The sequence below is a fragment of the Nonomuraea sp. NPDC052116 genome (assembly GCF_040680035.1).
Lineage (GTDB): Bacteria > Actinomycetota > Actinomycetes > Streptosporangiales > Streptosporangiaceae > Nonomuraea > Nonomuraea angiospora_A.
This window is the reverse complement of record NZ_JBFAWA010000016.1, coordinates 193,944-206,080: the sequence shown is the minus strand read 5'-3', so window position 1 is coordinate 206,080 and position 12,137 is coordinate 193,944. Positions and strand designations below refer to the sequence as shown.

Annotated in this window: 9 protein-coding genes; 3 read left to right on the top strand and 6 right to left on the bottom strand. The window is 71.6% G+C overall.

The genetic code is table 11. The features are described from left to right. Window positions 1-15: 15 nt before the first annotated feature. The 4 genes from AB0L65_RS29555 to mraZ form a co-directional block, all read right to left on the bottom strand. A complete protein-coding gene (locus AB0L65_RS29555; RefSeq protein ID WP_364251498.1) occupies window positions 16-2,715 on the bottom strand; it encodes a penicillin-binding transpeptidase domain-containing protein in 2,700 nt (899 codons plus the stop codon). Then, window positions 2,712-3,320 (bottom strand): hypothetical protein, encoded by a 609-nt coding sequence (locus AB0L65_RS29550; protein ID WP_364251495.1) that lies wholly within the window; start codon window positions 3,318-3,320, stop codon window positions 2,712-2,714. Before AB0L65_RS29550 ends, AB0L65_RS29555 begins: the two co-directional genes overlap by 4 nt. Then, window positions 3,310-4,275 (bottom strand): 16S rRNA (cytosine(1402)-N(4))-methyltransferase RsmH, encoded by a 966-nt coding sequence (gene rsmH, locus AB0L65_RS29545; protein WP_364251492.1) that lies wholly within the window; start codon window positions 4,273-4,275, stop codon window positions 3,310-3,312. The genes AB0L65_RS29550 and rsmH overlap by 11 nt, the downstream gene beginning before the upstream one ends. A gap of 219 nt (window positions 4,276-4,494) precedes the next feature. Further along, window positions 4,495-4,926: a division/cell wall cluster transcriptional repressor MraZ gene (mraZ, locus tag AB0L65_RS29540; protein ID WP_090930667.1), complete on the bottom strand. Its 432-nt coding sequence runs from the start codon at window positions 4,924-4,926 to the stop codon at window positions 4,495-4,497. A 471-nt stretch (window positions 4,927-5,397) separates the two neighbouring features. Here mraZ and AB0L65_RS29535 point away from each other — a divergent pair, with 471 nt between their 5' ends. From AB0L65_RS29535 to AB0L65_RS29525, 3 genes are read left to right on the top strand one after another with little or no spacing between them, the layout of a single operon-like run. Continuing rightward, window positions 5,398-6,375, top strand: a complete 978-nt coding sequence (locus AB0L65_RS29535; protein WP_364251489.1) for a MoxR family ATPase — start codon at window positions 5,398-5,400, stop codon at window positions 6,373-6,375. Further along, on the top strand, window positions 6,372-7,634 hold the full coding sequence (locus tag AB0L65_RS29530) for a DUF58 domain-containing protein (protein ID WP_350729155.1): 1,263 nt from the start codon (window positions 6,372-6,374) through the stop codon (window positions 7,632-7,634). The genes AB0L65_RS29535 and AB0L65_RS29530 overlap by 4 nt, the downstream gene beginning before the upstream one ends. Beyond that, window positions 7,631-10,060 (top strand): DUF3488 and transglutaminase-like domain-containing protein, encoded by a 2,430-nt coding sequence (locus AB0L65_RS29525; protein WP_364251486.1) that lies wholly within the window; start codon window positions 7,631-7,633, stop codon window positions 10,058-10,060. Before AB0L65_RS29530 ends, AB0L65_RS29525 begins: the two co-directional genes overlap by 4 nt. A 169-nt stretch (window positions 10,061-10,229) precedes the next feature. On the opposite strand, the gene AB0L65_RS29520 is transcribed toward AB0L65_RS29525, so the two are convergent. Further along, window positions 10,230-10,637 carry a DUF3040 domain-containing protein gene (locus AB0L65_RS29520; RefSeq protein WP_350729151.1) on the bottom strand — a complete coding sequence of 136 codons (408 nt, stop codon included), beginning with the start codon at window positions 10,635-10,637 and terminating at the stop codon, window positions 10,230-10,232. A gap of 229 nt (window positions 10,638-10,866) precedes the next feature. Next, window positions 10,867-12,108 (bottom strand): DNA polymerase IV, encoded by a 1,242-nt coding sequence (gene dinB, locus AB0L65_RS29515; RefSeq protein WP_350729150.1) that lies wholly within the window; start codon window positions 12,106-12,108, stop codon window positions 10,867-10,869. Window positions 12,109-12,137 lie beyond the last annotated feature (29 nt).

Sequence of the window (12,137 nt, the reverse complement as noted above, 5' to 3'; positions counted from 1 at the left end):
GCGTACCTTCCCTGGTCACTGTCCCGCGCGCATCCGCACCGGCGGCGCGGCGGAGCCTGTGGGAGGAATCTTCTTGCTCTTGATGGCGAACGTCATCACATCCTTGAACACGGGGGCCGCCAACTGCCCGCCGAAGTGGCCGTTCTTCGGGTTCTGCAGCACCGACAGCACCACCAGCCGGGGCTTGTCGGCGGGCGCGAACCCGACGAACGAGGCCGTATAGCCCTCGTACCGGCCGAGCTTCGCATCGTAGCGGTTGGCCGTGCCCGTCTTGCCCGCCACCCGGTAGCCGGGGATGGCCGCGAGCTCTCCCGTGCCCTCCGCGCTCACCGCGGTCTCCAGCATCGTCGTGATCTCCTTGGCAGTCGTCGCGCTCACCACCCTGGTCTGCTTACCTGCGGGAGCGGAAACGAACCTGCCGGACGTGTCCGTCGTGCCGGCCACGATCCGCGGCTCGATCTTGACGCCGCCGTTGGCGATGGTCTGGTAGACGCTGGCCATCTGCAGCGCGGTCACCGAAACGCCCTGCCCGTAGGCGACGGTGCAGCTCTGGCTGCCCGACCAGTTCTTGTAGTCGGGCAGCAGCCCGGCCTCCGCGCTCGGCACGCCGCCGCCCGGCCGCGTGCCGAACCCGAACGCCTTCAGCATCCGGAAGAGGCGCTCGCTGCCGACCTTGCGGGCGGCCATGATCGTGGCCACGTTGCTGGACTCGGCCACGGCCTGGCGGAACGTCATCGACTCGGCCTTGTGCGGGTGCGCGTCGCGCAGCACCTGGTCCGCGCACTTGATCCGGTCGGGGACCTGGAACACCGTGTCGGGCGTCACCGCGCCGCCCTCGATCGCGGCGGCGGCCGTGATCACCTTGTTGGTGCTGCCGGGCTCGAACACGTCGGCGGCGGCCTTGTTGACGTACGCGGACGCGGGGGCCTTGCGCCAGTTGTTCAGGTCGAGCTCGGGGGCGTTGGCCATGGCGATGATCTGGGCGCTCTGCACGTCCATGACGATCACGGTGCCGCTGTCGGCGCCGGCCTTCTCGACCTGCTCGGCGATCGACTCCTGGGCGGCCCACTGGATGTCGCGGTCGATCGTCAGCCGCACGTCCTGGCCGTTGACGGGGGCGGTGTGCTGGCTGCTGGTCATCGGGATGCGCAGGCCGTCGCGGCCCGTCTCGACGCGCTGCTCGCCGTCCTGGCCGGCCAGCAGGGTGTTCCTGGCCTGCTCGATGCCGCCCAGCCCGGCGCCCTCGTCGCCGACGAACCCGATGAGGCTCCCCGCCAGGTCGCCCGCCGGGTAGAGCCTGCGGTAGGTCTTCTTCGCCGCCAGCGCGGGCACGCCGGCCTGCTGCAGGCGGGTGGCCACGACCGGGTCGACGTCCGTGGCCAGACGCTGGTAGCGGGTGTCGGTCCTGGCCAGCTTGGCGGAGATCTCCTGCTCGCTCTTGCCGAGCTGCTGGGCCAGGAGGGCGGCCCACTTGGCCCGGGTCTGGGGGGTGACCTTGGACGGGTCGACGGACAGCTCGCGCGCCTCGACGGTGATGGCCAGGCCGTGGCCGTTGATGTCGGTGATCGAGCCGCGCTCGGCGGGGATCTGCTCGGTGTGCGTGCGCTGGCCCACCGCCGCGGCCTCGTACACCTTGGAGTCGAGGCCCTGCATCTGGATCAGCCGCCCGGCGAAGATCGACAGCACGAACGTCATGCCGATCAGGCCGATGTTGATGCGCCTGCGCGGATTGCCCAGCCGCAGCACCAGCGGCGGCCTGGGCGGGCGCGGCGGCGGCCGGCGCGGCCCTCGGGGCGGGGGCACCTCCCCGCCGCGGCGCGCCGCCACCCGCTCGCTGCTCCGTGCCGCCTCCGGCCTGGCGGCCTGCGGCCTCGGGCCGCCCGCCTGGGGACGCCGCAGCGCGCCGTCCTCCCTGGCCCGGCTCCGGAGGTCGTCCTCCTGCCGGCCGCGGCGCGGCGCGTCGTCCTCCTGCCGGCCTCGGGCTCGCTCGTCGCCTCCCTGGACGCGCCCGCGGAGCCGGTCGGCCTCGTCGCGCCCCTGGGGAGCACGCCCCCTGGGCCGGTCACCGTCGTCACGGCCCCGCCCCGCGCTGTTCCTCGGCCGGTCGTCGTCATCACGGCTGCGCCCCGCGCCACTCCTGGGGCGGTCGTCCTCATCACGGCCGCGCCCGGCGCCACCCCTCGGGCGGTCGTCCTCGTCGCGCGGGCGCCTGCGGGTGCCGTCCGCGGCATCGCCGCGCGAGCGGCCGCGCCCCGAACCGCCCGAACCGCCCGAGCCGCCCGAACGGCCGCGGTCCGGGCCGCTCTGGCGGGTGCCGTCGCGGCGGGCACGGTCGGGGCCGCTCTGGCGGCTGCCGCCGGAGCGGGGACGGCCGGTCTCACCCGGGTCGGCGCGGTCGGCGTCGTCGCGGCGGGAACGGCCGCGCGGTTCGTCGCCGGACTCGCGCGGCGGACGGCCCCGTGGCGGGTCGCCCGGGCCGAACGGCAGGTCGAGCGGGTCCGGCGGGCGCTTGCGCGGCTGGCGCGGCGGGTTCTCCGGCGACGCCGGGCGGCCCGACCCGTCGGAACGGCCCCCATCAGAACGTGCGGAGCCGCCCTGCCGCCCCGCCCGTCCCGGACCTCCCGGCGTACGACGAGCGGCGCCGGGCCCTCCTTGAGAGCCGGCGCCGCCAGCGCCGCGGCCGGGTCCCTGCCCCCTGCCGCCTGAGTTGCTCACCGTTCCCTGTCCGCCTGACCGCTCAGGCCGTCGGCGCCGCTCCAGCTGTCGACGTTCTTCCAGTTGCGCTGCTCGCCCTCCTTCTCGGCCATCGTGGCGAGGACGTCGGGCTGCGTCTTGAGCTGGTATTCCAGCTCGATCTTCTCCTTCTCCTGACGCGCCACCGCGATCTCGTCGCGCAGGTCGGCGTCGGTGATGGCGTCCTTGGCCAGCATGGTGTTGAGCAGCAGCAGGCTCACCAGGCCGCCGCAGAGCAGCCCGACGACGAGCAGCACGAACGGCGCGCGCTGGCTGCGCGCGGGCCGGCGCCGCGCCATCGGCCGCCTGATCTGCGCGCTCACCGAGGCGATCCGCTTGCCGGCGGTGCCGGCACCGGTACGGGTGCCCGGGCGCACGCGGGTGGCGCCGTCGGCGCGCTCCCGCTCGGCGCCGGGCCGCTTGCCGTCGAGGTCGAGGCGCGCCCGCTCGGCCGCCGACAGCTTGCTCTCGACGTCAGGACGGGGCCGCGGCTTGGACTGGTGCGGCGCCCCGAGCCGGCGCGTACCCGTCTTGGGGGTCGCGCGGCGGACGGGCGCTCCCCGGCCGGTCTCCTGCTCAGTCGTCAACACGGATCCTCTCTGCCGCCCGTAGCCGGGCCGAGGCCGCCCGCGGGTTGCGGGCGAGCTCTTCTTCGCTTGGGAGCTCGGCTCCCCTCGTCAGGAGGCGGAACCTCGGCTGGTGAGCCGGCAGGGGGACGGGCAGCCCGGGGGGGCTGGTGTCCCTGGTTCGCGCCGTGAGGGCCTGCTTGGTGAGCCGGTCCTCGAGCGAGTGGTACGAGAGCACGACGACTCGCCCACCCAGCGCCAGCGCGTCGAGTGCCGCGGGCAACGCCGCCTCCAGGGCGGACAGCTCCGCGTTCACCTCGATGCGCAGCGCTTGGAAAGTCCTCTTGGCGGGGTTTCCCCCGGTGCGCCGGGTCGCGGCGGGAATCGCCTCACGCACGATGTCCGCAAGCCGCTTAGTCGAGGTTATGGCCTCTTTGGCCCGTTCCTTGATGATCAGGCCCGCGACACGCGGAGCGAATCGTTCTTCTCCGTAATCGCGCAGGATGCGGATCAGCTCCGGGGCGGAGTAGGTGTTGACCACCAGCTCCGCCGTCAGCTCCTGGTCGGTGTCCATCCGCATGTCGAGCGGCGCGTCGTAGGAATAGGCGAACCCGCGCTCCGCCTCGTCGAGCTGCGGCGAGGAGACCCCCAGGTCGAACAGGGCTCCGTTGACCGTGGTGCGCCCCGCGCGGGCGAGCACCTCGGCCAGGTCACCGGAGGAGGCGTGGACCAGGGTGATCCGGTCCGCGTACGGGCTCAGCCGGCGGGTCGAGAAGTCGATCGCGAAAGGGTCGCGGTCGATCCCGATCAGATGGAGTGAAGGATAGGCGGCGAGCAGGGCCTCCGAGTGGCCACCGAGGCCGAGGTTGGCGTCGACGACGACCGGCTCGCTGCCGGACAGCGAAGGCCCGAGCAGCTCCAGAACGCGCTCGAGCATCACCGGAACGTGACCGCCCGTGCCAGCGTTGTCCTGCATCTCCAACCCCCCTCTCGCGTCCTTGCCCGCGGATGACGCGTATAGATCGATCGTCGGCCACCTCTGAGTCCCCACCCGGCGCCGCCCGGCCAGGTCCCCATCCGCACCCTCTTCGTGGACGCCTGTCATCTGACACCGGGGAAGGTGCATCAGCTGACCGGCAGTGGTTGCGGGTGGAGACCTCGCCGAACGACAACACCGACGGATCGACCGTGGTCACTACAAGATCCCTGGCAGCACCTCCTCCGACAGATCGGCGAACGCCTGCTCCTGCGCGCTGAGATAGGTGTCCCAGGCCTGCGCGTCCCAGATCTCCAGCCGGGTGTTGGCCCCGATGACGACGCAGTCACGCTCCAGACCCGCGTACTGACGCAGGCTCTGCGGGATCGTGATGCGCCCTTGCTTGTCTGGCTTCTCGTCGGACGCACTGGCGAAGAAGACGCGGCTGTAGTCGCGCACCGCCTTGGCGGTGACCGGGGCGGTGCTGAGAGCCTCGGTAATGCGCTGGAACTCCTCCACGGGAAAGACGTAGAGGCATCGCTCCTGGCCTTTGGTGATCACAAGACCCTCCGCCAGCTCCTCACGGTACTTAGCCGGCAGGAACAGCCGTCCCTTGTCGTCCAGACGCGGTTGATGGGTTCCGAGGAACACCGGACCCACCTCCCGTGCCTCGTGAAGCGCTCAGCGCTGGTGCACCGGGCCCTCCACTGCGCACCACCATACTCCACTTCTCCCCACCGTCAACTGATTCGAACCGTCTTCATCATCGGTTTCCGTTGCGTTACCGCAGGTCAGAGCGATGGAGCGGGGTGGAGGGGGGTGACCGGGCGGTCAACCCTCATGGGCGTGTCGAGGGTTCAAAAGGCCGCGGAAATAGGGGCTCGGCTCGTTCGGGAAGCCCGCGGTGGAGGAAAGTGGAGCGCCCGGTGGGGTGTCGTGTCACGGGATTCGTACTGCTATGCGACAAGAACAGGAACATCACCGGTGTTCCCTGGAATATCCACAAATGTCGCCCGAGAACCCACAGCGTCGTAGGGTCGTACACACAATGGAAAAGGAATGGCATGGCTCCCGCAAAGGCACCCTACGGGACAGCCGTCGCACTTCTCTCATGGAGGCCCGGTGGCAGTAACCCATGATGTCCCTCCCCAGCTCGACGAGCTGGTCTCCACCGCGCATCGGATTCGGAACGCCATCGAATCGGTGATCGAGGGCAAGGGCGACGCCGTCCGCATCATGCTCACCGTCCTGCTCGCGGAGGGCCACCTCCTGATCGAGGACGTTCCAGGGGTCGGCAAGACCATGCTGGCCAAGGCGCTGGCGCGCTCCATCGACTGTCCGGTGCGCCGCGTGCAGTTCACTCCCGACCTGCTGCCCAGTGACATCACCGGGGTCAGCGCGTACAACCAGCAGACCCGGGAGTTCGAGTTCAAGCCCGGCCCGGTGTTCGCGAACATCGTGGTCGGCGACGAGATCAACCGCGCCTCTCCGAAGACGCAGTCCGCGCTGCTGGAGTGCATGGAAGAGCAGCAGGTGACGGTGGACGGCGAGACGTACCAGCTGGACACGCCGTTCATGGTGATCGCCACCCAGAACCCCATCGAGATGGAAGGCACCTATCCCCTTCCCGAGGCGCAGCGCGACCGTTTCACCGCGCGCATCGCGATGGGCTACCCCGAGCCGCACGCCGAGCTGGAGATGCTCGACGTGCACGGCCAGACCTCGCCGCTGGACAAACTGGAGCCGGTGGCGACGACGGCCGAGGTGCGCGCCCTCATCGAGGCCGTACGCGGCGTCTACGTCTCGCAGGCGGTCAAGAAGTACGCCATCGACCTCGTCGTGGCCACCCGCCACTCCCCCGACCTGCGGCTGGGCGCCTCGCCCCGGTCCACGCTGCAGCTCGTACGGGCCGCCAGGGCGCACGCCGCGCTGGCCGGTCGCGACTACGTCATCCCCGACGACCTCCAGGACCTGGCCATCCCCGTGCTGGCGCACCGGCTGCTGCCCAGCGTCGAGGCACAGGGCCAGCGCCGCCTGCCCGAGCAGGTGGTGACCGATCTGCTCAGGCGCGTACCGGTGCCGGAGGCCAGGGCGTCGTGAGGGCCGGACTGCGGGCGCTGACCTCCAGGGGCAGGTCGTTCCTCGCCTCCGGCATCGCGGCGCTGCTGATGGCCGTCATCCTGGGCGAGAACGACCTGTTCAGGATCGGCGTCCTGGTGACGGCGCTGCCGCTGCTGGCGGCCATGGTGGTGGCGCGCACGCGCTACCGGCTGAGCTGCGCCAGGCGCCTCGACCCGCCGCGGGCGGAGGTCGGCGGCGAGGCCACCGTGACCCTCCGGCTGGAGAACGTCACCAGGCTCCCGACCGGCCTGCTGCTCATCGAGGACACCGTTCCTTACGCGCTGGGCGTGCGGCCCCGGTTCGTGCTCGACCGGGTCGAGTCGCGGGGCGTGCGGGAGATCGACTACCGGGTGCGCTCGGACCTGCGCGGCCGTTACACGATCGGCCCGCTGTCGGTCCGCATCGCCGACCCGTTCGGGCTCGTCGAGCTGACCCGCTCGTTCACGATCAGCGACACGCTCGTGGTGACGCCGCACGTCGCGGCGCTCCCCCATGTGCGGCTGTCGGGTGAGTGGACGGGCGGCGGCGACAGCCGTACCAGGAGCGTGGCCGCGGCCGGCGACGACGACGTGGCGCCACGCGAGTACCGGCAGGGCGACGACCTGCGCCGGGTGCACTGGCGCTCGACGGCCCGCCGCGGCGAGCTGATGGTGCGCCGCGAGGAGCAGCAGTGGCAGAGCCGCGGCGCGCTCCTGCTGGACACCCGCAGGTACGCGCACCGCGGCGAGGGCCCGCGCTCGTCGTTCGAGGTGGCGGTCTCGGCCGCGGCCTCGATCGGCGTGCACCTCGCCCGCGAGGGCCTCGGCCTGCGGCTGGTGACCGACCAGGGCGCCGAGCACCTGACCGACACCGGACTGAGCTGGTCGCTGCTCGACACCCTCGCCGTGGTACGGCACAGCCCGGCCCGCTCCCTGGAGATGGGCGTCTCGGCCCTGCGCCAGGGCGGGGGCGACGGGCTGATCGTGGCCGTGCTCGGCGACCTCGACCCTGAGGAGGCGAGAGAGCTGGCCAGGCTGAGGCACAGCGGCATCACCGCGGTGGCGGTGATGCTCGACGTGAGCACGTGGGACGGCGGGGACCGCGCGGCCGCCGAGAACCACCAGGCCGTGCAGACGGTCCTGGCCGGATACGGCTGGCGCATCGTGCGCCTGCCCGCGGGCACCTCGATCGCCTCCGTCTGGCAGAACGCCGCCAACCGCGACAGGTACGCGCTCAACCCGGCGGGAGGCGCGGCATGAGGCTGACCGCCGCCTCCGGCGTGGCCGCGTTCGCCGCGGCGTTCCTGCTCTACCCGCTCTTCCAGGGCGGCTCCTGGTTCTGGTCGTCGCTGGGCGCCGTGCTCGCCGTGATGGCCGCGGGCCTGCTGAGCAGCCGCCTGTCGCTGCCCGCGTGGGCGGCGCCGCTGGTCGCGCTGCTCGCGGTGTGGGTCTACCTGACCGCGGCGTTCGCCTCCGCCAAGGCGTGGGCGCTGGTGGTGCCGACCCGCGGGTCGGTGGTGGAGCTGGGCAGGCTGCTGGGGGTCGGCTGGACCGACATCCAGCGCTTCGCCGCGCCCGTGCCGGCGACCGAGGGCATCACGCTGCTGACCGCCGGCGGCGTGGCGCTGATCGCGATCGCCGTCGACCTGCTGGCCGCGCGGCTGCGCAAGGCGGCGCTGGCCGGGCTGCCGCTGCTGGCGCTGGCCACCGTGCCGGCGACGATCCTGCCCGACCCGATCAGCTGGCCGGCGTTCATCCTGGCCGCGCTCGGGTTCATCGGCCTGCTGATCGCCGACGGGCGCGAGCGGGTGGGCCACTGGGGCAGGGCGGTGCTGGTACGGCGGACGACCCGCGCCACGTCCTCCCGGCCCGAGGCCCGCACCTCGGCGGACACCAGCGGGCTGCGGCTGTCGGGCAAGCGCATCGGGTTCGCCGCGATCGTGCTGGCGGTGCTGGTGCCCGCCCTGCTGCCGGCCATGGAGCCGGTGTCGTTCTTCACGTTCGGCGTGGGCGGCAGCGGTTCGGGCCGGGGCAACTCGATCAGCATCCCCAACCCCATCGCGAACCTGAAGGGCCAGCTGGAGCTGCCGGAACGGCGCGTGGTCCTCACCTACGCCAACAACGACGACAAACCCCGCTATCTGCGGATCTTCGCGCTCGACACGTTCGACGGCCAGCAGTTCGGCATGACGGAGCCCAAGGGGGCCCCGCAGAACAGGACAGAGAACGGCCCCCTCCCGGCGCCGCCCGGCCTCGGCCCGGAGCCGAAGGTCAAGACCGTGACCACGGACATCCGGATCAGCGACGAGATCGCGAAGCTGCAGTTCCTGCCGCTGCCGTACCCGCCGAGACAGATCCAGATCGACGGCGACTGGCGGGCGGACGTGGACACGCTCATGGTCTTCTCCACCCGCGACGAGGCCGCCGGCGTCGAGTACGAGGTGACCACGAGCGAGCCGGAACCGACGCCGGACCTGCTGGACTCGGTCAGCGGGACCCGGCCCAGCGTCGATCCCCGCTTCCTGAGGCTGCCGGACAACCTCCCGCCCGAGATCGCCGAGCTGGCGACCAGGCTGACCGCGAACGCCAAGACGGACTACGAGGCGGCGGTGAAGCTGCAGCAGTTCTTCACCGGCGGCGACTTCACCTACACCCTGAGCACGCAGGGGCACGGCAACTCGGCGCTGCGGGACTTCCTGCTGCGCGACCGTGCCGGCTACTGCGAGCAGTTCGCCGCGTCGATGGCGGTGCTGGCCAGGCTGGTGGGCATCCCGTCGCGGGTGGCCATCGGTTACACGGGCGGCATGAAGGTCGGCGACCGGTGGCAGGTCGGCACGAACGACTCCCACTCCTGGCCCGAGCTGTATTTCGAGGGTGTGGGCTGGCTGCCGTTCGAGCCGACTCCCGCAGGCTCGGCCGGCCAGGGCAGCGCGCGGGTGCCCGAGTACACCCAGCCCCGGCCGGAGGCGACCGGGGAGGCGTCGACGCCGACGCCGGGTTCGACGAGTTCGTCCGCTGACGAGCCGGTCGACCCGCAGACCCGGCGCAACCCTCGCGAGCTGGACCGCGAGGGCGTGGTCGCCACCGGCGGGCTGCCGACGGACGACTCGATGCCGCTGATCGGCCAGATCGGCATCGGCGCGGCGGCGCTGCTGCTGGTGCTGCTGATCCCCGCGGGCCTGCGTCTGATCACCAGGAACCGGCGCGTGCGCGCTCTGGGCTGGAAGGTCTCGGAGCCGTCCGACGACCTGACGGCCCGGATCGCGTCGAAGCCGGGGGGCGGCCATCCGTCGGTCGCCGCCGCGTGGGCGGAGCTGGACGACGTGCTGTACGACTACGGCATGGCCCGCCAGCTCAGCGAGACCCCGCGGGCGCTGGCACGGCGGCTGACCCAGCAGTACGAGTTCGACGCCGACTCGGCGGCGGCCATCACGGCCATCGCGTCCGCGGTGGAGCGGGTGCTGTTCGCCAGGGATCCGGGGCAGATCGGGCCGCTGCGCAAGGACCTGCGTCAGGTGCGCCAGGCGCTGGCTGCCACGGTGTCACGCGGACGCCGGCTGCGGGCGGTGCTGCTGCCGCCGTCCACGCTGCGGCGGCTGCGGGGGCTGGGCGAGCGCCTGCTCGACGGGTTCGACCTGCTGGAGAACATCAGGCTGCGGCGGACGTCCGCCCAGAAGGGCTCCTGACCGACCCACGCGACCGGCCGTCCCCCTCGTCGAGGGGGACGGCCGGTCGCGTTTTCGGCAGCGGGAACGTCGACGCCTGGGCGGACGAGCGCACGACGGGACCCGGAAGGGCCACCACCCACACGAGGGCCGCCCGGACGCGTGTCCGGGCGGCTCCGCAGGTCAGCGGTCAGCGCTCATCGTTGCGCCGGCGCCAGCGCTCTTCCATGCGCTCCATGAACGTCCCCCGGCGCGGCCGACGGGCCTGCTTGCCCGGAGGAGGGGCCGAGCCCGAGGCGGGCGCGGAGTCACCGAACCCGTTCATGCGTTTCCAACTGGACAGGCCCCACAGACACGCGGCGAGCATGACCACGAAACCGCCGACGCCGAGAGGGATCAGGGCACTGCCACTCATCACCACGCCGACCATCATGATGACGACGCCGAGAGCAAAGCCGATGGAGGCCTTGATCAGACGACGCTTGTAATGGCTGCGCGGGTCACTGATCCTTACGGTGTTGGCCCACTTCGGGTCCTCGGCGTAGAGGGCCTGCTCGATCTGGTCGAGCAAGCGCTGCTCGTGCTCAGAGAGCGGCACGGCGCCTCCCAAGGACAGCCCCAGGACGGGGAAGACGGCAACGGACGACACGGGGTGTCCGAACCTCGCGGTCGGTTATCCCCAGAATACGAGGCTGTAGACGTAGGCGAAAGCAAACGTCCAACGCAGACCAAACCGGAGGTGTCGTCATGGCTCCATTGTGGCCCATCTCGCCCCCCTTCCCCCAAAATCGCGACACCGATGCCCCATAAAAATCCGGACATCTGCGTCATGTCTCTACATCATCAAGCTTGCCACGTACGAGCGATGCTGGGAGCACCGCATCGGGACCGAATCGCCGGATCGCCTTGTCCATGGCCTGTTCGGCCTCGCGCCAGCCGGTCTCCCGCTCTCCGATGCCGAGTTGGTGGGTGGCCTCGCCCGCGGGGCGCAGGTTTTCCATCCTGACGCCGACCAGGCGCAGCCGCACGCGCTGGAGGCCCGCCGCCTCGAACAGCTCGCAGGCTGTGGCATAGATCACCTGGGCCACGTCGGTCGCCTCGCGCAGTGTGCGCGAGCGGTTGATCGTCGTGAAATCAGCGCGGCGGAGCTTCACACTTACAGTCCTTCCCACGTGTCCGCCCTTACGCATCCTGGCGGCCACCCGCTCGGAAAGACGCAGCAACTCCCGCTTGATCACCTCGGGATCGTCCACGTCGGCCGCGAACGTCTCCTCGTTGCCGATGCTCTTGTCGGGCACGTGGGCGCTCACCGCCCGCTCGTCGCGACCCCAGGCCAGCGCCGCCAGGTGGCCGCCCACGGCCTGCCCGAGCTCGCGCTGGAGGGTGGCGGGCGGCACCCTGGCCAGGTCGCCGACCGTGCGGATGCCGAGGCGTACGAGCGACTGCTCGGTGCGCTCGCCGACGCCCCACAGCGCCGAGACCGGCAGCGGGTGGAGGAAGTCGACGACCTGGTCGGCGGGCACCACCAGCAGCCCGTCGGGCTTGCACTGCTTGCTGGCCAGCTTCGCCACGAACTTGCTGCTGGCCACACCGACCGAGCACGTGATGCCGTAGCGGTCGAGGACCTGCTCCCTGATCATGGCGGCGATGACGGCGGGCGGGCCGAGCCGGCGCCTGGCGCCGCCGACGTCGAGGAACGCCTCGTCGGACGCGATGGGCTCGACCATCGGGGTGATCGTGTGGAAGATCTCCATGACGCCCTTGGAGACCTCGGAGTATTTGCCGTGGCTGGGCGGGATGATCGTGGCCTGCGGGCAGAGCCGGCGCGCCCTGCTCATCGGCATGGCGGAGTGCACGCCGTGGGCCCTGGCCTCGTACGTGGCGCTGAGCACGACGCCGCGCCCCGCGGGCGAGCCCACGATCACCGGGCGGCCGCGCAGCTCGGGACGCTCGAGCAGCTCGACGCTGGCGAAGAAGGCGTCCATGTCGACGTGCAGGATCGGGCAGCCGCTGTCGTCGGCCCCGGTGCGTGGAGCGGGGCCGATGCCGGTGATCTGCTTGCGAGACACGCCGCCGATTCTATCCGAACATGCGTTCT